The sequence below is a fragment of the Phyllobacterium phragmitis genome (genome assembly GCF_002980495.1).
In the GTDB taxonomy this organism is placed as follows: domain Bacteria; phylum Pseudomonadota; class Alphaproteobacteria; order Rhizobiales; family Rhizobiaceae; genus Paramesorhizobium; species Paramesorhizobium phragmitis.
The window spans coordinates 298,736-319,032 of record NZ_PVBR01000003.1; the positions used below are offsets into that span (position 1 = coordinate 298,736).

At 59.6% G+C, this 20,297-nt stretch carries 17 protein-coding genes and 1 pseudogene; 13 read left to right on the forward strand and 5 right to left on the reverse strand.

From position 1 onward, the window contains the following. Nucleotides 1–808: 808 nt before the first annotated feature. Nucleotides 809–1,093: a DUF982 domain-containing protein gene (locus tag C5748_RS05475; protein WP_105740915.1), complete on the forward strand. Its 285-nt coding sequence runs from the start codon at nt 809–811 to the stop codon at nt 1,091–1,093. Nucleotides 1,094–1,516: 423 nt separating this feature from the next. Here the strand turns inward: C5748_RS05475 and poxB are convergent, their stop codons facing one another. Beyond that, nucleotides 1,517–3,241: a ubiquinone-dependent pyruvate dehydrogenase gene (gene poxB / locus C5748_RS05485; protein ID WP_105740916.1), complete on the reverse strand. Its 1,725-nt coding sequence runs from the start codon at nt 3,239–3,241 to the stop codon at nt 1,517–1,519. Nucleotides 3,242–3,577: 336 nt separating this feature from the next. Next, a complete protein-coding gene (locus C5748_RS05490) occupies nt 3,578–4,597 on the reverse strand; it encodes a LysR family transcriptional regulator (protein WP_245428823.1) in 1,020 nt (339 codons plus the stop codon). Between the two features lie 124 nt (nt 4,598–4,721). Here C5748_RS05490 and C5748_RS05495 point away from each other — a divergent pair, with 124 nt between their 5' ends. The 8 genes and pseudogenes from C5748_RS05495 to C5748_RS28800 form a co-directional block, all read left to right on the forward strand. Next, nucleotides 4,722–5,588: an ABC transporter permease gene (locus C5748_RS05495; protein ID WP_245428824.1), complete on the forward strand. Its 867-nt coding sequence runs from the start codon at nt 4,722–4,724 to the stop codon at nt 5,586–5,588. A gap of 4 nt (nt 5,589–5,592) precedes the next feature. Then, nucleotides 5,593–6,378, forward strand: a complete 786-nt coding sequence (locus C5748_RS05500) for an ABC transporter permease (RefSeq protein ID WP_105740917.1) — start codon at nt 5,593–5,595, stop codon at nt 6,376–6,378. A gap of 76 nt (nt 6,379–6,454) precedes the next feature. After that, on the forward strand, nt 6,455–7,600 hold the full coding sequence (locus tag C5748_RS05505; RefSeq protein ID WP_105740918.1) for an extracellular solute-binding protein: 1,146 nt from the start codon (nt 6,455–6,457) through the stop codon (nt 7,598–7,600). Between the two features lie 158 nt (nt 7,601–7,758). Next, nucleotides 7,759–8,862 (forward strand): ABC transporter ATP-binding protein, encoded by a 1,104-nt coding sequence (locus C5748_RS05510; protein WP_199194709.1) that lies wholly within the window; start codon nt 7,759–7,761, stop codon nt 8,860–8,862. Further along, nucleotides 8,859–10,214 carry an aminotransferase family protein gene (locus C5748_RS05515; RefSeq protein WP_105740919.1) on the forward strand — a complete coding sequence of 452 codons (1,356 nt, stop codon included), beginning with the start codon at nt 8,859–8,861 and terminating at the stop codon, nt 10,212–10,214. Before C5748_RS05510 ends, C5748_RS05515 begins: the two co-directional genes overlap by 4 nt. Before the next feature lie 8 nt (nt 10,215–10,222). Continuing rightward, a complete protein-coding gene (kce, locus tag C5748_RS05520; protein ID WP_105740920.1) occupies nt 10,223–11,155 on the forward strand; it encodes a 3,5-dioxohexanoate:acetyl-CoA acetone transferase in 933 nt (310 codons plus the stop codon). Between the two features lie 45 nt (nt 11,156–11,200). Next, on the forward strand, nt 11,201–12,226 hold the full coding sequence (locus C5748_RS05525) for a histone deacetylase family protein (protein WP_105740921.1): 1,026 nt from the start codon (nt 11,201–11,203) through the stop codon (nt 12,224–12,226). Between the two features lie 157 nt (nt 12,227–12,383). Next, nucleotides 12,384–12,473, forward strand: a pseudogene (locus C5748_RS28800) (phosphohydrolase); the annotation flags it as partial. 170 nt (nt 12,474–12,643) lie between these two features. On the opposite strand, the gene C5748_RS05535 reads toward C5748_RS28800, so the two are convergent. Further along, nucleotides 12,644–13,315 carry a hypothetical protein gene (locus C5748_RS05535; protein WP_105740922.1) on the reverse strand — a complete coding sequence of 224 codons (672 nt, stop codon included), beginning with the start codon at nt 13,313–13,315 and terminating at the stop codon, nt 12,644–12,646. A gap of 252 nt (nt 13,316–13,567) precedes the next feature. Between C5748_RS05535 and C5748_RS05540 the strand changes: the two genes are divergently transcribed. Beyond that, complete coding sequence (locus tag C5748_RS05540) at nt 13,568–14,434, forward strand: hypothetical protein (protein WP_146119479.1); 867 nt, start codon at nt 13,568–13,570, stop codon at nt 14,432–14,434. Between the two features lie 197 nt (nt 14,435–14,631). Further along, complete coding sequence (locus C5748_RS05545) at nt 14,632–15,762, forward strand: site-2 protease family protein (protein WP_105740924.1); 1,131 nt, start codon at nt 14,632–14,634, stop codon at nt 15,760–15,762. 84 nt (nt 15,763–15,846) lie between these two features. On the opposite strand, the gene C5748_RS05550 is transcribed toward C5748_RS05545, so the two are convergent. Both C5748_RS05550 and C5748_RS05555 read right to left on the reverse strand, forming a co-directional pair. Next, the gene (locus C5748_RS05550; RefSeq protein ID WP_105740925.1) at nt 15,847–16,374 is read right to left on the reverse strand and encodes a DUF992 domain-containing protein; all 528 of its coding nucleotides are present in this window, start codon (nt 16,372–16,374) and stop codon (nt 15,847–15,849) included. A gap of 365 nt (nt 16,375–16,739) precedes the next feature. Further along, nucleotides 16,740–17,651 (reverse strand): LysR family transcriptional regulator, encoded by a 912-nt coding sequence (locus tag C5748_RS05555; RefSeq protein ID WP_146119480.1) that lies wholly within the window; start codon nt 17,649–17,651, stop codon nt 16,740–16,742. Between C5748_RS05555 and C5748_RS05565 the strand changes: the two genes are divergently transcribed. Both C5748_RS05565 and C5748_RS05570 read left to right on the forward strand, forming a co-directional pair. After that, a complete protein-coding gene (locus C5748_RS05565; protein ID WP_158259815.1) occupies nt 17,607–18,746 on the forward strand; it encodes a Bug family tripartite tricarboxylate transporter substrate binding protein in 1,140 nt (379 codons plus the stop codon). The genes C5748_RS05555 and C5748_RS05565 overlap by 45 nt on opposite strands. Nucleotides 18,747–18,808: 62 nt before the next feature. Next, complete coding sequence (locus C5748_RS05570; protein ID WP_199194710.1) at nt 18,809–20,290, forward strand: sulfatase-like hydrolase/transferase; 1,482 nt, start codon at nt 18,809–18,811, stop codon at nt 20,288–20,290. The last annotated feature ends 7 nt before the right edge of the window (nt 20,291–20,297 follow it).

A 20,297-nucleotide genomic window follows, 5' to 3' on the forward strand; every position in this document is an offset into this window, starting at 1 on the left:
TGTATCCCACGTCGAAGATCAAGGGGGGGGTCTGACCAGAGTTTGAAATACGGCTTATTGCTACGCAGTGCTAACGGGTAGAATTCACCAATGGGTCAGCCTTCCCCATACCGCGAGGTGAGGCCAAGCGCTTCCGATAAGGGTATCCACCGCCGATCGGCGCCCACCGGATGATGTCCCGCAGGTGTTTAATTTCACAGATGCCGGTGGCCAACATCTGGCGATAAAAGAAATGTAATGAAAGCTTGTTTTCCTCCTCGAAGCTCTCCGCTTCTTTCCGGCAAAGGCATAACCGGTAGGTTTTGTCGTAGAATGGCGCGGTGATACAGCGTAATGTTGTTCAGCCATAAGTGCTCCTCCCCGCTCGTGGCGGTCTGTGTCGGGTGTGCTTTTATTGTTTATTGAATGAGGCCGATCAATTCAGTTATCCACAGGAATAATAAATTATTTTTTCTTGGGGTTGGACGAACCCATAAATAACGTGCAGTATTATTCCACTGATGTTCCATCAGGTCTGAGGCCCGGCACCCACCCGCAGCTAACGCACTCCAGCCGGGCCTCTTTATTCTTCCATGAAGAATGAAAATTTGGAAACGAGCGGACTAAATTGCCCACCAATGTTGTTCACCTCATTGGCGAACCATGAGTAATTCAGGTGGATTCTGGGGTGAAATGAACAATAATTATATGCGATGTCGAGCAGTTTAAATATTTCTTAACTTGTATGGAACTTTAAATCTGACTTATCTGAGCATATCGTTTATAGTAACGTCAGAATCACGTATATCTCTACTATTGGCAGCCGCGGATGAAATGGAATAATCCTATCGCTATCCATGTGTCTGATTTGTATTACAGCATTACCAGTACCCGTGATGCTGAAAGCTTCATACTTGGACACTGGTTCCTCTTCAAGAACGAGACCCTGAACGCCACAGTCATGGCATGCCTTCTGAGTTGGGACGGCAATGTTGAACTGGCGGAGCGCGCCCGGCACCATTTTGTCGAGGCGGCTCGCTCGGCGGGTATTTTGATATGCGATGGGGGCCAGACGCACCATGCTGCAATCACAATGCAAAAGGTAGCGGCGTGAACCGTGGGGGCATCGTCGGTCAATGCTTATGCGCCGGGAGCGTTGCGCGGCGATGACCCGTTCATTGGTGCCGTATTTGATGAGCCCTACACCATGACTGCAAGGGTGTGTCCCTGCGTAGGTCGTATTCCCTTCATCTCAAGCGGCAGATGGTCAAACCGCGCCTTCATGATCTGCGCCACCCTGGGGCCTTCTGACCACATAGCGAGCCCGCGCACCTCGTAGACGGCTGGATGACCGTCGCCTTTTATTTGATCCGGAAGCGGCACCGCGCAGAGATCAAATATTCGTGTCTCGGCGCGAGTAAAGAGTAGCGACCGAAGAAGAGACGAGTCTATCATTCCCGTACTCCTGGGTGTTGATTTGCGCGATCTCGAGGGCATCTACTTAGCGTCTTGCGCTTGAAGCCATGCCAGCAATCTTTCAGCGCAGCAGATTGGCTTTGGCCAGTTCGACCACTTCGTCACCACGCCCATTGAGCACGGCCTTGAGCATGTAGAGCGTGAAGCCCTTGGCCATCTCGCCGGTGACCTTGGGCGGCATGGCAAGCTCCATGCGCTCGACGACGGCATCGATGACGACGGGACCGTCATGGGCCAGCGCATCGGCAATGCCTTGCTCGAGATCGGCGGGATCTTCGATGCGAATGCCCTTGATCCCCACCGCCTCGGCCATTGTGGCGAAGTTCGGATTCTCAAATCCGGTGCCGAAATCGACGAAGCCGGATGATTTTTGTTCAAGCTCGATGAAGCCGAGCGAGCTGTTGTTGAAGATCACGATCTTCACCGGCAGCTTGAGCTGCCTGAGCGAGAGGAGATCGCCCATCAGCATGGTGAACCCACCGTCGCCGGAGAGCGAGATCACCTGGCGCCCGGGCTGGGCGGCCTGCGCGCCGATTGCCTGCGGCATGGCATTCGCCATGGAGCCATGCCAGAAACTGCCCATCAGGCGGCGCTTGCCGTTCATCTTCAAATAGCGTGCGCTCCAGACCGTCGGCAGACCGACATCGGCTGTGAAGATCGCGTCGTCGCTCGCCTGCTCATCCAGCACCCGCACGACATGCTGCGGGTGAAGCCGCCCGCCCGGGCGTCCGACGGCGAGCTTGTCGAGCGCGGCGCGGGCCTCGACATAGTGCTCGACCGAGGCACGAAGATGCCGGTCGTCCTGCTTGTCCGCAAGCTTGGGAAGAAGCGCGCCGGCTGTCGTCTTGATATCGCCGACCAGTCCCTGCTCGACGGGCGCTCTTCGCCCGATGACCTCCGGCCGCAAATCGATCTGCGCGATGCGAATTCCCTTCGGGTAGAACTGCCGATACGGAAAGTCCGTCCCGAGCATCAGCAGCGCGTCGCAGGCTCCCATTGCATAATAGCCCGAGGAGAAACCGATCAACCCGGTCATCCCGACATCATAGGGATTGTCCCATTCGATATGCTCCTTGCCCCTCAGCGCATGAACGATCGGGGCTTTCAAGCGTTCGGCGAGTTGAAGCACCTCATCGTGCGCACCTGCGACGCCGGCCCCGCATAAGAGGGTCACGCTTTCAGCTGAATTGAGCAATTCCGCAAGCCGGTCCAGAGCAGCCTCGGGCGGCAGCACCGTCGGCCTTGGCAGTACGAGGCCGCGTTCACCGGGATTGGTCTTTTCGGAAATCTCCTTGAGCGCCACATCGCCCGGAATGACGATCACCGAAACGCAACGCTCGGCAAGCGAGCGACGGATGGCAATCTCCAGCACGCGCGGCATCTGCGCCGGGCTGGAGACGAGTTCGCAATAGCTGGAGCATTCTCGGAAAAGCTCTTCCGGGTGCGTTTCCTGGAAATAGCCCATGCCGATCTCGGACGAAGGAATGTGCGCAGCGATTGCCACCACCGGGACCCGCGAACGGTGCGCGTCGAAGAGACCGTTGATCAGATGGAGATTGCCCGGCCCGCAGCTTCCGGCGCAGACCGCCAGGCCACCGGTGATATGTGCGTCGCCCGCCGCAGCGAATGCCGCGACCTCTTCGTGGCGAACATGCAGCCATTGGATCTTGCCGTGCCGCCTGAGCGAGTCGGTGAAGCCGTTCAGGCTGTCACCGACGATCCCGTAGATGCGCTCTACACCGGTGGCATAGAGGGTCTCGACCATTTGATCGGCTACAGTTGGCATCGTCGTCTCCTAATCTTTATTTCACATGGAATATCTGAAACTAGCTTACTTATTCACTGTCTATATACTGATTGCCTGCTCCAGCATATTTCCGGACATTTCCATGCCGCTTGCCCGTCAGCACCAGAATCTGGAATAGCCCGCGTGGCGCGCGAGTTTGGCATCAGCGAACGCACTTTGCAGCCCCGTATTACCGAAGAGGGCACGACATTCCCTGTTCTACTACATAACGCCCAGTCGCTGGCGCCGGATTGACGGCACTCGGCCGTCTGATCCTCAAAATTCTGAACTCCACTAGAGATCATCGCCCCGCTGGCCTGTGGAATTGCTTGTGCATCAGCGATGCTGCTTTTTCCCCGGGCGATGCGCCGACATGGCGTCCGCGACGTAATCGCGCCGGTCGATCGGCAACTCCTCGATGCGTTGATGGATCAGATCGAGAAAGCCGCGTTCGGCGCGATTGTGGTGGGTCTTGGGATTGTGCACCACGTAGATGTCGATGGCAGGCGGGCTCTCGTAGGGCGGCAAGCGCCAGAGCTGGCCGTCGGCGACGTCGCGAGCAGCGACATGAACCGGCAGCGGTCCTATGCCAAGGCCGGCGACGATCATCCGGCGCACCTCCTCCAGATTCGATGAGACGCCCACGACCTGGGCGTCCAGTTCAGCCTCCGCCCGGATCAGGGCCACGGGGCGTAGCGCGTCAGTCAGCCGGTCGGTCTTGAAGGAGACCGAGGTTTCGCCGCGCAGATCCGCCAGCTTCAAGCCTTCAACGCCGAACAGGCGATGAGCGGGGCCGCAGAAGAAGCCGAAATACTCTCGAAATAGGCGGCGATAGACGAGCTTTTCGTGGCGTTCGTGGACGAGGCAGACGCCGAAGCTTGCCTGCCGCTGCAGAACGCTGGTGATGATGTCGCTCGAGGTCATGACTTCGATGCCGAAGGTGGCCCGGGGGTGGCGGCGGTGGAATTCCGCCAGCGCCTCGTCGAGCACGGGTGAGACCACGTGGCTCGCCAGCGCCAGCGTGACATGGCCGGTGATGGTCTCGCCCAGGTCGCGGATCAGGATCGATAGCCTGGAAACGTTGCCGAATATCTCCAACGCCTCCTTATAGAGAAGCTGGCCTGCCTGCGTCACCTCGAAGTGACCTTTGTCGCGATGGATCAACCGCTTCTGCAGCCTGTCTTCCAGGCGCTTGAGCGCGTTGGAGATGGTCGGCTGCTTCAATCGCAACCGGTTGGCAGCCGCCGTGATGCCGCCTGTCTCGACGATGACCAGGAAGGTGCGAAGCAGGTTCCAGTCGAGATCGAAAGGCAACCGCTTTGTCTCCGCCGGCGCATTATGAAGGGGATCCATCATCAGCCATTCTCAAAATCTATATCAATAATTGACATTATCTATTTGAAGAATGGGGTGTCCAGCCCCTACCATCAGCGTTCTGCAGCCGACATCGATCAACGCAACAAGGGGGGACGCTATTCTTATGGACGGACGCGCATCCGCGATGCGGCCCTGGCTCTTGCTGTCGCCCGCACTGGCAACGGTGACACTGCTGCTCGTCGTGCCGGTGATGTTCATCCTCGTCTATTCATTCTGGCTGCGGACGGCGACCGGCGCCGACACGTCCGGCTTCCATCTCGACAACTGGATCGAGGTGCTCACCGATCCGTTCTACCGCGACATCCTCTTCAAGACGCTGCGCATCGCGCTCGTCACCACCCTCTTCTGTATCGTGCTCGGCTATGTGCCCGCCTATTTCATCGCCATGTCGCGAACCGGCAACAAGACATTGCTGCTCCTCCTGCTCATCCTTCCCTTCTGGATCAGCTACATCATCCGCACCATGTCATGGATCAACATCCTCGGTGCCAGCGGTGGGCTGAACTCGCTGCTCCTAACGCTCGGGATCATCTCGGAACCGATGCGGCTCCTTTACAACGAAGGGTCGGTCATTCTCGGCCTCGTCCATTTCCTGCTGCCCTTCATGGTGCTCAATGTCTATGTGAGCCTGGAAGCGATCGACCGCAATCTTCTCGATGCGGCGCGGTCGCTCGGCGCTTCCGATCTGCAGGCCTTCCGGGAGGTGACGCTGCCGCTTTCTATGCCGGGTCTGGCGGCGGGAGCGTTGCTGTGCTTCGTCTTGTCGGCGGGGACCTATATCACACCGGTAGTTCTCGGTGGGCCGCGCGACGCAATGTTCGCCAATCTGGTCTTCGACGCCATCATCACCCAGCTCGACTGGCCGCTCGGCTCCGCGCTCTCGATCGTTCTGCTGGTCGTGCTTGGCAGCGTCGTCCTGGTCTACAACCGGCTGGTCGGCGTCGGCCAGATCGCAAAGTCGTTCGGGTGATGGCATGAGCGGCTGGTCGATCATCAGGCTTTTCACCATCGTCGTCTACGGCTTCATGTTCCTGCCGGTTGCCATCGTCGTGCTGTTGTCGTTCAATTCAAGCCAGTTCGGCTCCTTCCCCATGGAGGGGGTGAGCCTCCGGTGGTTCGGCGAACTTTGGAACAACGACGCGATCATCCGCGCATTCCGCGTCTCGTTCATGCTCGGCGCGCTGACCGCCATCACCTCGACGGTGCTGGGCATTCTCGCCGCACTGGCGCTGGTCCGCTATCGTTTCCCCGGCAAGAGCGTCATCTCCACCCTGATGATCGCGCCGATTCTCGTGCCGGAAGTCGTGCTTGCCGTCGCACTCCTGTTGTTCCTGCGCTGGCTCGACATGCCGAAGAGCTTTCCGCTCCTCCTGCTCGGGCACGTCATCTTCACGCTCCCTTTCGTGCTGCTCGTGGTCCAGGCCCGGCTGGTCGGCATCCGCCGCGACTACGAGGAGGCGGCGCTGAGCCTTGGCGCCAATCCGGTACAGACATTCTTCACCATCACGCTGCCGCTTCTGATGCCGGCGGTACTGGCCGGATTGCTGTTCGCCTTCACCATCTCGTTCGACGACATCACCGGGACGATGTTCTGGAAACCGGGGGGCGTCGAGACCGTGCCGACGCAGATCTTCGCGATGCTACGCAATTCGATCTCGCCGGAAATCAATGCGCTGGGGACCGTGATGATCGTCTTGACGGTGGCTCTGCCGCTCATCGGCATGGCGCTCGCGCGGCGCATGGCGGCACGGCTGCGATGAGATCCTTCATGAACGGGCGGAGACAACGCCTGCAACACGATAAAACCAAAACGGCAAAACCAGAGGAGCAATAACCATGGACAATACCACACGCTACGAACGCCTGCTCGACCGCTACCGGGAAGGCGGCCTGCCGCGCCGCACGTTTCTCGGCCTGATCGGCGCATCGGCGGCGGCCTACGGGGTGATGGGCGGTCCGTTCTCGGGTTTCGCCCGCGCACAGGATGTAAAACAGGTCCGCTTCGACGGCTGGGGTGGTGTCGTCTCGGAAGCCTTCCGCGAACATGCCTTCAATCCCTATACCGAGAAAACCGGCATCACTGTCGTCGACGGGACGTTCGGCGGCGCCGACGAATACCTGGCGCGGATCAAGGCTGGCCAGCCGGGCGAATTCAATCTCGCCCATCTTTCCGGGGTATTCGACTACGCGCGCTACCACCATCAGGGGCTGAGCTCGGTTCTCAATGAGGAGAACATCCCCAATCTCGCCAATGTCATCCCGGCGCTCCAGGACGTGTTCCGCAAGATCACCGATGGCACGCTTTCGGCCGTACCCTACAATTACGGAACGACCGGCCTCGCCTATAACCGGAAGCATATCTCCGACGAAGAGATCGCCGAGAAGGGCGCGAATATCCTCATCGACCAGGCCTACAAGGGCAAGATCGGCGGCTGGAGCGATTGGAAGACCCGTATCTGGTATGCCGCACTCCAGACCGGCCAGGACCCCAACAAGATCGAGGACATGGAGGCTGTGTGGGACGCGATCCGCACCAGTCGCGACACGGTGCTGAAATTCTGGGCCTCCGGCGCAGAACTGATGAGCCTTCTGGCCGAAGAGGAAATCTACGTCACTGAGGGCTGGTCCGGCCGTATCCGAGCCCTGCAGGACCAGGGTCACGACATCGGCTATTTCGACCCGCCCGGCGGCCTGGGCTGGCAGGAATGCATCTTCGTCCTGAAAGGCAGCCCGATGGGAGCCTGCGAGGAACTGGTCAACTTCATGCTGGAGCCGGAAGTGGCGATCGCCGTTGCCGAAGGACAGTTCTATCCGCCGGCGCTCGATCCGAACAAGGTCGATCTCGGCAAGATCGTTCCCTCGCTTCCGGCCTTCGATCCGGCGGGAACGCTTGCCTCGCTGAACTTCTTCGAGCCCGAATACTGGAACAGCCATGAGGCCGAGTGGGCCAAGCAATATGGCCGGGTGGAAGCCGGCTACTGATCAGGCAACAGAGCATGATCCCGAAAAGTGGGCACCGGTTTTCGGGATCATGCTGAAGCAAATGACCAGACGATGATGGCGATTGAAAAACCGTCATCATGGTCTAACCGGCGGGGGCCTTTTCCCGCCGGCATCCCCGTCAACAGCGAGCAGAACCTTTGACCGAGCAACAACCAGCCGTAGCCCTTGAGGGCATCGTCAAGCGCTTCGGCGCGGTGACGGCCGTCCACGCCATGGATATTTCAATCGAAGAAGGCGCCTTCGTTACGCTGCTCGGGCCATCGGGCTGTGGCAAGACGACGACGCTCAGGATGATCGCCGGGCTTCTGTCGCCGAGCCAAGGCGACATCCGCATCAAGGGAAGGAGCGTCACGGCAACGCCGATCCACAAGCGCAATCTTGGCCTCGTCTTCCAGAACTACGCCCTGTTTCCGCACAAGACGATCTTCGACAACGTCGCCTTCGGCCTGAAATACCGCGACGTGGGGAGGCGCGAAATCACCGATCGTGTGCAGAAGGCGCTCGACCTCGTCCAGCTTCCCGGCGTCGGCGACCGCCATCCCGCCCAGCTCTCCGGCGGCCAGCAGCAGCGGATCGCGCTGGCGCGCGCCATCGTCATCGAACCCGACGTACTGCTTCTCGATGAGCCGCTTTCCGCGCTCGACGCCAATCTGCGCGAGGACATGCGCGTCGAACTCAAGCGCATCCAGGAACAGCTCGGCATCACCACCATCTTCGTCACCCACGACCAGTCCGAGGCGCTTGCGATGTCCGACAAGGTCGTGGTGATGCGCAGCGGCCATGTCGAGCAGGTCGGCGCGCCGGAGGATGTCTATGTCAATCCGGCCTCGGCCTTCGTCGCGCGGTTCCTGGGTAACGCCAATCTCATTCCCGCGACCGTGAAAGGGCGCGACGGCGACCATGTGATCGCCGAGGTTGCAGGCGTCGGATCCGTGCCGGTGCCGGCTCTGCGCGCAGCAAAGCTCCAGCCGGGCGACGCCGCCGCGCTTGTGGTGCGAGCAGAGCGGCTGCAACTTGTCGAACAGCCGGGCGACGTGCCTGAAGGCATGATCGCCCGCAAGGCCACTGTCACCGCCGTCGACTACCAGGGTCAGGCGGCGCGCTATTTCATCGATTTCTGCGGCCACAGCATCCAGGCCCTCAATCCTATCGGCACGGCCCCCTTGCGCGCCGGCGCCAGGGTCACCGCAGTCCTCGACAGCAACCATTGCGTCCTCGTTCCACCAGAAAAGCACCCATGAACTCCATCACCCCTCCCCCCTCGAATCTGTTCTATCAGACCCGCCAGCGCCGACCGCTCCTGAGCGAGGCGCGTGGCGTCTATATCTGGGACGTCGACGGCAAGCGCTATCTCGACGGTTCGAGCGGCGCGATGGTGGTCAATATCGGCCACGGCAACGAGCGGGTCCTCGCAGCCATGCGCGAGCAGATGGCCAAGGCGACGTTCGGCTACCGGCTGCATTTCGAAAACGAGCCGGCGGAAAGACTTGCCCTACTGACGGCCGAGAAGATGCCCGAGGGGCTGAACCGCGTCTTCTTCGTCTCCGGCGGATCGGAGGCCGTGGAGAGCGCGATCAAGCTTGCCCGACAGTGGGCGGTGGCTACGGGGCACGGCAAACGTTGGAAGATCATTTCGCGCGAGCCTTCCTACCATGGCGCCACGCTCGGAGCGCTGGCGCTGACGGGCTACGCGCCGATGACGGCCCCTTTTGCGCCAATGATGCGGATGATGCCCAAGGTACCCGCGCCGCGCGCCTATCTCGACCGCGACAATCTGAGCGACGAGGCGCGCGGGCTGAAATATGCGGAGACGCTCAGGGACAAGATCATCGAGGAAGGACCCGAATCCGTTCTCGCCTTCATCATGGAACCGGTGGGCGGCGCTTCCACCGGCGCGCTCGTCGCACCCGACAGCTACTACCGCCGCATTGCCGAGATCTGCGATGAGTTCGGGATTCTGCTGATCCTCGACGAGGTCATGACCGGGGCCGGCCGCACTGGCAAATTCCTCGCCGCCGAGCACTGGAACCTGAAGCCCGACATCATCGCGCTGTCGAAGGGCTTCGCCTCGGGCTACGTGCCGCTTGGCGCGATGGTCGCCCACGAGCGCGTCGTCGAGCCGGTGCTGGCCGCCGGCGGCTTCATCCACGGCTACACCTATGCCGGCAATCCGCTCGCCTGCGCGGCTGGTCTCGCCGTGCTGCAGGAGATCGACCACGAGAACCTGGTCAGGCGTGCCGAAACCACCGGCGCTGCGCTGAAGCGGGAACTCGAAGGATTGATGGAACGGTTTCCCGTCATCGGCGACGTACGCGGCACGGGGCTTCTCCTCGCATTCGAACTGGTGGCCGACCGGCAGACGATGCAGCCATTGCCGAAGGAAATCGAGGCCCATGTGCATCTGGTCGAGGAGGCCTACAAGCGTGGCCTGATCATCTATTCGCGGCGCACACGCGGCGGAATCGAGGGCGATCACTTCATGATCTGTCCACCCCTGATCGCCGACGAGACCCATATCGCCGAAATCGTGACGACGCTGGAAGAGAGCCTGACCGCCCTTGTCTCCCGCTTCGGCCTGCCCTCGGGACGCTAGGCGACGCCATGAGCGAGAAAATCACCCTCACCTGCGCCCTCACGGGCTCTATCCACACGCCCACCATGAGCCCGCATCTGCCGGTCACGCCGGATGAAATCGCCGAGCAGGCGCTGGCCGCGCACCAGGCGGGAGCGACGATCCTGCATCTTCACGCACGCGACCCGGCGACCGGCAAGCCGAGCGCGAAGACAGAGGATTTCATGAGGTTCCTGCCGCGCATCAAGCAGGGGTGCGACGCGGTCCTCAACATTTCGACCGGCGGCTCCTCGCAGATGACACTTGACGAGCGGCTGGCCGCCGCCCGCGCGGCGCAGCCGGAAATGTGCTCGCTCAATATGGGCTCGATGAATTTCGGCATCTTCCCGCTCGCCCGGAGATACGAGACGTGGCGTCACGACTGGGAGCAGCCATTTCTCGAGGCGACGAGGGATGTGGTCTTCAAAAACACGTTCGGCGACATCCAGACCATTCTTGCCGATCTCGGAGAAGGATGCGGCACGCGTTTCGAATTCGAATGCTACGACGTCGGCCATATTCAGACGCTGGCATGGTTCCTGAGGGCGGGGCACGTCAAGCCGCCGGTCTTCGTGCAGTTCGTGCTCGGCGTGCTGGGCGGGATCGACGCTTCGCCGGAGAGCCTGATGGCGATGAAAGGCACCGCCGATCGCCTGATGGGCAACGCCTACCGCTTCTCCGTGCTCGCGGCGGGACGACACCAGATGCCGCTCGGCACCATGGGCGCGATCATCGGCGGCAACGTTCGCGTCGGCCTTGAAGACAGTTTGACCGACGGCAACAGCCGGGAACTGGCGAGAAGCAATGCCGCACAGGTCGGACGCATGCGCAAGATCGTCGAGACGCTCGGTTTCGAGATCGCAACGCCCGATGAAGCGCGCGCGATACTTGGCCTCAAGGGAGGTGACCGTGTCGCCTTCTGACGGAGAGGCCACCGGCGGGCCGGGGAAAACAGAACAGGAGTCATTATGAAATTCGTCTTCGCCGAGGCGCAGCGCCGGCACGATCCATCCATGTTCCTTTCATCGGGAGCCCAACAGGACAATCCCGAAGTTCCCGAGCGGATCGAGCGGCTTCTTTCGGGCGCAAGGGCAGCGGGCCTTAAGGAAACCGCGCCGTGCGACCATGGCCTTGGTCCCATTGCCGCCATCCACACGCCGGAATACATCGCCTTCCTGCAGACGATATTCGAGCGCTGGCAGCGCATACCTGAAGCTTCGCCCGAGGTCGTGCCGAACATCCACCCCGATCGGCGCGATTTCCCCTACCCGGCTTCGGCCGCCGGCCAAGCCGGCTACCACATGGCCGATACCGCTTGCCCGATTTCAGCGGAGACGTGGGATTCGGCCTATTGGAGCGCCCAAAGCGCCGTCGAGGCCGCCATTGCCGTGCGTGACGGCGGCACGCAGGCAGCCTACGGATTGTCGCGTCCACCCGGCCATCATGCCTTCGCGGATCTTGCCGGCGGGTTCTGTTTCCTTAACAATTCCGCGATCGCCGCGCAGGTGCTTCGCAAGACCTGCGACCGGGTTGCGATTCTGGACATCGACCTGCACCACGGCAACGGCACGCAGGGCATCTTCTATGCCCGCAGCGACGTGATGACGGTGTCGATCCATGCCGATCCGGTGCGGTTCTACCCCTTCTTCTGGGGCCATGCGGCAGAGCGCGGCGAAGGCGCCGGTCTGGGCTACAACTACAACCTGCCGCTGCCGCGCGGGTCCGGCGACGACGTCTTCCTTGAAGCGCTCGATGCGGCGCTCCTGCGCATCCGTGCCTTCGCGCCCGATGCGCTCGTCATCGCGCTGGGGTTGGACGCCTTCAAGGGCGATCCCTTCGGCGGGCTCGGCGTCAGCACCGGCGGCTTTGCCCGCATCGCCGAACGCACGGCCGGATTGAAGCTGCCGACCGTCATCATCCAGGAGGGCGGCTATCTTTGCGACGCGCTTGGCGATAACCTCGCCTCCTTCCTGTCCGGCTTCGGCGAGGCCTGATCCAGCAGGCCGGCTGAAACGGGAGTTGCGGAAATTGCCGTCACCTCCTGGCCAAGCTCACCGAGGTCCATGCGACCGGCCAGCGGACGTTCTTCGGCGACAATGCGGGCTTAAGCGAGCGCAGCGCCTTCGTCAACAGTCGCCTGATTGCACTCGACGAACGCCGCACTTCAAGGAAGACACCATTCAGGCCTTCTATGACGGCATCAAGCACAAGTCGGAGACGACGTTCGGCAACGTGAAGGCCCAGAGGAATTTCATCTCAAAATCATCGGCCGGATGCCACCCCGGCCAAACCGTGCTTACGCACCCGCACCATGCCTGGCGCACCACAAAAAAAGACGGCGGGCAAGAATGGCGGCCCGCCGTCTTTTTCGTGTTGAGTAACTGAGGTTCAGTTAGTCGGAATAGCCATGCTTAGCGCCGGCCGCCTTGGTTGACCCGAACCGTCTTGGCGGTGCGGATCGTGCGTTCCGGCAGGTACTCGACCTTATTGATATACTGATCGCGGGTTACGACGCGCGGACGCTCATGAATGCGTGTGACCACATTCGTACGCACGATCGGCTGGACGTTATTGACCTTCACGATACGATTAACGTGACGCACATAACGGGTGTTGTTGACATCCCGATAACGGGTGACGTTCTTGACCTTGCGAACAGTCTTGTAGCGATAAACCGTATCCGAGGTCGGGCGCACTTTGGCGCGATTGACGATTGTCTTGCCCGTCCTTACATGGCGGGTCGGAAGAACATTCGTCTGAGAGCCATAGCGGTTCTGACGGATCACGGCGGTCTTGTTATGGACGCGGGTAATCGTATTGACCCGTGTGACAGGTTGAATACGCGTAACATTCACGATACGGCGCGTATGCGCTACGTTCTTCCGACGCACAACATCCCTGTATTTGGTGACGTTGCGAACCTTCCGGGTGGTTGCCCCCTGCTGATAGGTCGTGTCGACTTTGGTGGTAGCAATCGGCCTCTTGTTCCTTGCTTCCGCGGCTTCAACCGAAACCGACATTGCAACCATCGATGCTCCGGCCAGAGCGGCAATTGCAAAGATTGTCTTGAAGGACTTCATCATGACTAATTTCTCCTGGGTTCAGATAGAGAATTACATATGCTCAGTACCAATCCGCCAGTCGCCCCCTTCGGCCGAAGCGGACCTAACCTGCGGAACTGTAGTCGATGTTCTAGAAGTCCGCTAAACGAAAAGAAAAACAAAACTTACTCTGCTTTAAACAATCCGAATAATTTTTATTTATTCTTGAATATTCAATACATTTAGGTTGATTTTACATGGACATTCTCTCGACAAAATCATGACGCTTACTTCGTGGCATCTCTCCGAAATAGTTATATTTTCAAAGGTTGGAAGATGCATAGAACTGTCCAAGCAGCCGTTATTTTTTTTGCCTTTTTCGGCCTTTCTCAAACTGCCGATGCCGCACAGAATACTGACTGCCATGCATCGGCAATTCGCAGCCTTCAACGGCTTTCTCGTCCTGGATATGAAATTTACCGGGCGATGAAGGACAAGAGCCAGTTCACCACCTGGATCACCTGTGATGATCTTCAGCTTGGTCTTGCGACCGCAGTGCACGAATCGGTACACAATCTCACGGACGAGCGGGACGCCTATCCGCTGATCGGGGGCGGCAATATCCCGCGCCGGCATGCAGTTGAGCATTTCTTTGCACCAAAGCTGATCGCCGGGCAGATGGCCAGGAATTTCAATGACACTCTCTTCATCCAGACCTATCTTCGGCCAGGCGCGGCGTCCTCGGCTGACGATTTCATGTATCTTCTCGATGAACTCAATGCCTTCAGTCACGATCTGAACGCGGCCACCAGGCTCACCGCGCTGCGCAACCGTGACAGCCAGGTCGACCATCGCGATGGACTGGCTGCGATGATGGCGTTTGTGATGGGATATGCGACGGAAGCGCGAAAAGATCATCCCAAGACATGGACGGGATTGAAGGCGCCGCAGACGGCCAAGGTCGTGCAGACGCTCTGGAAGCAAGCCGAAAAAGTGATGGCTGCTTCCTGCGGAATACCGGATTTCGGCACGAATGATCGCGAGTATATCAGCTATGTATGCAATGCGAAGAACGCCGCCGCACTAAGTAAAATACTTCGCCGCGCCCCTTCCTGCCCGAAACGCTGCTTGACCGGTACGGCGACAACGGCGGCGCAATAACTGCAACAGAAAGATTGAGTGGCCCCATCCGGGCGATGATCCATCGCAATGGCGGCCGGCACCTTAAATTGAGTACGGCAGATAGCCAACACGGCAGACGGATTGCAACAAGGCCTGATTTTGAGAATACTGGTCATCCCCGCAGCGCCTCCTAAATAGGGGAGGACCAGCGGCAGCGTCTCGAGAGATGGCAAACCATGGCCTGGTCCTTCAAGATCGGAACGATCGCCGGCACGGCATTGCGTGTCCATATCACCTTCGCGCTCCTGCTTGTTTGGATATGGCTGATGCACTACCGGATCGGCGGTGCCCCGGCGGCCTGGCAAGGCGTCGCCTTTATCGTCGCCGTCTTCATCTGCGTGGTTCTGCATGAATTCGGCCATATCGCCGCGGCGCGCTATTTCGGCATCAAAACACCCGATATCACGCTGCTGCCGATCGGTGGATTGGCTCGGCTCGAACGCATGCCGGAAGAGCCCGGCCAGGAATTCGTGATCGCCGTCGCCGGCCCACTGGTCAATGTCGCGATAGCCGCGCTGATCCTCCTTGCACTGGGTGGATCGACGGGACTGGAGGCGACGACAGATATCGAGGACCCGCGCCTGAGCTTCCTTGCCAGGCTCGCCGGCGTCAATATCTTCCTCGTGCTGTTCAATATGATCCCGGCCTTTCCGATGGATGGCGGCCGGGTGTTGCGCGCCGCCCTCGCCGCGCGTCTCTCCTGGTCGCGCGCGACGCAGATTGCGGCGACCATCGGTCAGGGGCTTGCCTTCGTGTTCGGCTTCATCGGCTTGTTCTATAATCCGCTGCTGATCTTCATTGCCATCTTCGTCTATCTGGCCGCGGCTGCCGAGGCACAGAACGCGCAGATCCGCGATGTCGTGGGCAGCGTTCTGGTCGGTGATGTGATGATCACCAAATTCGCGCGGCTCCAGCACGCAGCAAATATCGGCGACGCGATCGAGATGCTGCTCGCGACCACCCAGCGCGAGTTTCCCGTGGTCGACACGTCAGGGCATTTCGAGGGTCTGCTGACGCGCGACGACATGATACGGGCATTGAAGGAGAAAGGTCCACAAACGCCTGTGGTGAGCGCGATGCGCACCGACATTCCGAAAATCCATCATCGCAAACCCCTCCAGGAAAGCTTGCGGCTGATGCAGCGATCCAATGTGCCGGCTGTCGCCGTCGTGGATGGCATGGACCGGCTGATCGGCCTGATGACGCATGAGACGATCGGCGAAATGATGATGGTTCGGGCAGCGACGGCAGACCGGTTCCGCTTTGGCCAGATGCGCCGTAACAAACCGCAGCCCCCGCAAGCCTGATCGCTCCCAGGATCGTTCGCCCTTCGATTGATCCCAAGCTCATTCCAGCCCCTTCCCTCTTTTCGGGAGGGGCTGGAATCAAGCTCAGCTTGCGGGAGTGAGCGTTACGGAGGTGCCGGTGGCGGCGAGATTGAGGCCAAGCTGGCCGGTGACGCTCACCGTCTGCAGATGGATGGAGCCGGACGTGCCCCCGACGAGAATATTGGCGCCTATGCCCGCGCCGACGGTGGCTTCCACCGTCGCACCCTGGTAGAGGCCGCCGAGCGATCCATGATGATAACCGGCGGTCGGGGCAAAGACGGCCCAGATCAGGCGTGAGCGGGTGGTGAAGCCGAGATCGACGCCCATCTTGCGGACAACGCCGGTGTAGCGGTCAAGCGGCTCGCTGCCGATCGCCGTAGTAAAAACGCAATCGGCTTGCTTCGCCGAACCCAGCACGTAACCGACGCCGCCGCCGATCGCGCAATCGAGATAGCCGATGCGTACGCCATCACGCTGGTCCGGCTCCTCGTAGACCGGAGCCCCGCGTGAAATCACATCGGCCGCAATGGCGGACCCGCTACTCGCCAGAACCGGAAGGGCGGCAACCGCCGCGGCAACAATTTTCTTCATCCCTGTACTCCTTCAAATATTTCGTGGCCCGGCCATTTGTGATTCTGTCGAACGGGCCGGGTAGCAATGGACAACGCATGTGGCGGAAGAATGATCCCGAACTGCTGCACACAAGCAGCACACAAATTGTCATATGACTTCGCCAAAATAGCTGTCACTTCAAGCATGGAAGTGACCGGAACGTTCCAAACCGACGGAAGGAATTGCCGGCTTGGGAACATGATCAGGACCAAGAATTCGCGATAATCATCTGGTGCTAAAGCGAACAGATAGGCGTCCTGTCCACCAGGGCGATGACTTGGACGGCTGCACTGCTTATTCCGCTGCGACGACATGCGAACTGCTCAGTAGCGACGCGGCACCTTTCAGCCAGCATCCTCATCCGAGGCAGTCGCGATCTTGAGCTGTGTGCAAATTCGAACGAAGGCATCGACAAGAGGGGGCGCCGCCTTCTCACACCAGGCAACAACGAGCTGCGCCCTGGGCGCCTCCTGATCCGCCAGTGGGCGGTAAACGACGCCCGGGATCGTCAGGCCCGTGGCGGACCGGGGCAGCATCGTATACCCGAGCCCGGAGGCAACGAGCGCGATAATCGCCGGCAATTGGTTGACCTCCTGCCCCACCTTCAGATTGAAGCCTAAACGAGAAAACGCCGGCCGAAACTGGTCCTTCAGATATTGCGCCTTTGGACCTCCGGCGATGATGAACGGGAGCGGACAGAGCTCCCGCAAAGGCACCTGATCGAGCGTCGCAAGCGGATGGTTCGCGGCCAAGGCGACGCAATAAGGCTCCGTCAGGACAAGTCGGCTTTCCAGTGCCTGCGCATCCAGAAGTGGTCGCATCACCGCCACGTCGATGGATTTGCGCGCGAGCGCGTCCGGCATCTCGGCAGAAATCATTTCGTGCAGTTCGAGATGGACAGAAGGCCGGGTGCTGCGAAGCAGAGCAGTCGCTTGCGGGATGATGTGGAAGCTCGCATTCTCGACAAATCCGATCCTGAGCCTCCCGATCACCCCCTTGGCAACGCTCCTTGTGTGGTTGAGCATTGTCTCGAACCTGCTGACCACCTCCTGCGCATCGGCCAGGAACGCCCGACCGGCTTCGGTCAGTGCCACTTGCCGCTGGGTTCTCACGAAAAGTGACGTACCGATCTCGTCCTCGATACGCTGAATCTTCTGGGACAGAGCCGGCTGACTGATCCCCAGGGCCCGAGCTGCATTGGCGAAATGAAGATGCTCGGCAAGCGAGATGACGACCCGAATTTGCTGAATGTCCATGATACGCCTCTATTGATAAGCATCTCTTATTGGAACATAGCATCCTCTTTCCAATACTTATTTCAAGATGATCTCTGCTGGAGGAAGCGGAGAGGAAAATCGTGTCGGGAGGAATGCATGACCATGTCGATCAAGCATCTGTTGATTGGCTGCGTAGCGGCTGTTCAGATTTTAGGAATTACAGAAACCACCTTGGCACAAGACAGTTGGCCATCGCAGCCGGTGCACCTTGTCGTGCCTTATCCCCCAGGCGGGAATACGGATCTCATCGCCCGCACCGTATCCGCTTCCCTTTCGGAAATTCTTGGTCAGCCTGTCGTTGTCGAAAACAAAGCCGGAGCAGGCGGAACCGTTGGCATGGGTGCGGTCGCTGGGGCCGCGCCCGATGGCTATATGCTCGTCGTCGGTGATATCGCGACGATGGGCATCAATCCGCATGTTTACAAGAATTTGAAATATGACCCGGCTACCGATTTCGATCCGATTATCCAGATCACCTCCGTTCCTCTGGTGCTGGGCGTCGGTCCCAAACTCGGCTTTGATGATCTCGATTCTTTTCTGAAGGCAGCCAAGGCGGATCCCGAACTTGTGGACTATGCTTCCGCCGGCGTTGGAACCGCTCAACACCTCGCCTTCGAATATTTCAAATCGCTCACCGGGATCGACGCTGTTCATATTCCCTACAAGGGTTCCGGCCCTGCGCGCACGGCCCTAATAGCGGGCGAAGTCGGCGCAATGATCGACGGCACGCTCATCCCCAGCGTACTCGACAAATCCATTACCGCCCTTGCCGTCACCAGCGAAGATCGGGTTTCGGTCCTTCCTGATGTTCCCACCCTCAAGGAAAAGGGTGTCGACATGGTCTACACGTCCTGGCACGGCATATTCGCGCCCAAGGGAACAGATCCCGCTGTCATCGAAAAGCTGAACGTCGCGATAAACAAAATTCTGCAGCAGCCGGATGTCATCAAGCGATTCAGCGCGCTCAACATCAATCTCGTCGGCGGAAGTCCCAAGGATTTCAATGACTTCGTCGCAGGACAGTCCGAGCGCCTCGGCGAGCTTGTAAAATTATCCGATGCAACCGGTCAATGAGCCGCCCCTTGGGCGGCGGCGTATGACTGAGCGGCCGTCGCTCGCTTCATTTCGAGAAAATCATGACTGAACGACCCCATGTACTTTTCGTGACGGTTGATCAATGGCCGGCAAATCTGCTCGGCTGCGCCGGTCACCCGGTGATCGAGACGCCGACCCTGGATCAACTCGCCCGCTCCGGGACACGTTTTGAACGCTGTTATGCAGAAACACCCATTTGCATTCCCTCCCGCCGCTCGATCATGACGGGCCAGACGGCGCGCGGGCATGGTGACCGAGATTTTCAGCCGGGCCTGCAGATGCCTCATGGCATTCCGACTCTCGCAGACAGTTTTTCGAGGGGTGGGTACCAGACGTTTGCCACCGGCAAGCTCCACGTCTATCCACCACGTAACCGCATCGGCTTTAACGATGCGATGCTCGCGGAAGAAGGCCGCGGCCATCTCGGCGGGCCTGATGATTACGAGATGTTTCTTGCCGATAGCGGCCATCCCGGCGCCCAGTTCCTGCACGGAATGAGCAATAACGAGTATGGCTGGACGACGTGGCACCTGCCCGACCACATGCATGTTACCAATTGGACGACCATGACGGCGGCCCGTCAGATCAAACGGCGCGACCCGACAAGACCTGCTCTCTGGCATGTCTCCTACACTCATCCGCATCCGCCGCTGGTGCCTCTGGCGAACTACTTCAATCGTTACGCTCGGCGTGAAATGCCGGCACCCGTCGTGGGCGACTGGTCGAAAGACGAAGAGCAGATGCCATATCTGCTAAAGGCATCGCGGAACTATTATGCACGCCTTCCACAATGGCAGATCGATGATACACGGCGGGCCTTCTACGCACTTTGTACGCATATCGACCACCAGTTGCGGCTGCTGATCGGCACGCTGCGCGAGGAAGGCATTCTTGATGACAGCGTGATCGTCTTCACCTCCGACCACGGCGACATGCTTGGAGATCATGGGCTATTTGGCAAGCGTTTGATGTATGACGCATCGGCGCGCGTCCCGCTCATAATCGTCGACGCCAAAAAGCAGGCACGAATACCAGCGAACAAAACGAATGACCGCCTCGTCGGTTTGCACGATCTCATGCCGACAATGCTCGATCTCGCCGGTCTGCCGATTCCCGAAAGCGTCGAAGGTCTCAGCGTTCTAGATAGCAATGAACGCGATCACATCTATGGTGAAAGCCATCTGCACACGCGGGCGAGCCGAATGATACGGGATCATCAGCACAAGCTGATCTGGTATCCTGCCGGAAACCGCTTTCAGCTTTTTGACCTGAAAAACGACCCGCTCGAAACCCGTGATCTCGCCGGTGATCCGTCCCGGGCATCGGTCGTCAATCGACTCAAAGACTTGCTTTATGAGCATCTCTATGGGGAAGACATGGCTCTCACCGATGGGAAGACATTCGTGGGCCTGGAGGCACCGGACGTCACGATACCAGACAATCGCGGATTGTCGGGACAGCGTGGCTTTCATTATCCGGAAGTGCCGGCGATCGACCCCAATAAACCCGTGGGATCCTGGTAAGACCCGG

Bases quoted from the DNA above. Each gene is read 5' to 3' on its own strand.
- C5748_RS05475 (WP_105740915.1), top strand. From the start codon at position 809: ATGAAATGGAATAATCCTATCGCTATCCATGTGTCTGATTTGTATTAC.
- poxB (WP_105740916.1), bottom strand. From the start codon at position 3,241: ATGCCAACTGTAGCCGATCAAATGGTCGAGACCCTCTATGCCACCGGT.
- C5748_RS05490 (WP_245428823.1), bottom strand. From the start codon at position 4,597: ATGATGGATCCCCTTCATAATGCGCCGGCGGAGACAAAGCGGTTGCCT.
- C5748_RS05495 (WP_245428824.1), top strand. From the start codon at position 4,722: ATGGACGGACGCGCATCCGCGATGCGGCCCTGGCTCTTGCTGTCGCCC.
- C5748_RS05500 (WP_105740917.1), top strand. From the start codon at position 5,593: ATGAGCGGCTGGTCGATCATCAGGCTTTTCACCATCGTCGTCTACGGC.
- C5748_RS05505 (WP_105740918.1), top strand. From the start codon at position 6,455: ATGGACAATACCACACGCTACGAACGCCTGCTCGACCGCTACCGGGAA.
- C5748_RS05515 (WP_105740919.1), top strand. From the start codon at position 8,859: ATGAACTCCATCACCCCTCCCCCCTCGAATCTGTTCTATCAGACCCGC.
- kce (WP_105740920.1), top strand. From the start codon at position 10,223: ATGAGCGAGAAAATCACCCTCACCTGCGCCCTCACGGGCTCTATCCAC.
- C5748_RS05525 (WP_105740921.1), top strand. From the start codon at position 11,201: ATGAAATTCGTCTTCGCCGAGGCGCAGCGCCGGCACGATCCATCCATG.
- C5748_RS05535 (WP_105740922.1), bottom strand. From the start codon at position 13,315: ATGATGAAGTCCTTCAAGACAATCTTTGCAATTGCCGCTCTGGCCGGA.
- C5748_RS05545 (WP_105740924.1), top strand. From the start codon at position 14,632: ATGGCCTGGTCCTTCAAGATCGGAACGATCGCCGGCACGGCATTGCGT.
- C5748_RS05550 (WP_105740925.1), bottom strand. From the start codon at position 16,374: ATGAAGAAAATTGTTGCCGCGGCGGTTGCCGCCCTTCCGGTTCTGGCG.
- C5748_RS05565 (WP_158259815.1), top strand. From the start codon at position 17,607: ATGCTCGGCAAGCGAGATGACGACCCGAATTTGCTGAATGTCCATGAT.
- C5748_RS05555 (WP_146119480.1), bottom strand. From the start codon at position 17,651: ATGGACATTCAGCAAATTCGGGTCGTCATCTCGCTTGCCGAGCATCTT.
- C5748_RS05570 (WP_199194710.1), top strand. From the start codon at position 18,809: ATGACTGAACGACCCCATGTACTTTTCGTGACGGTTGATCAATGGCCG.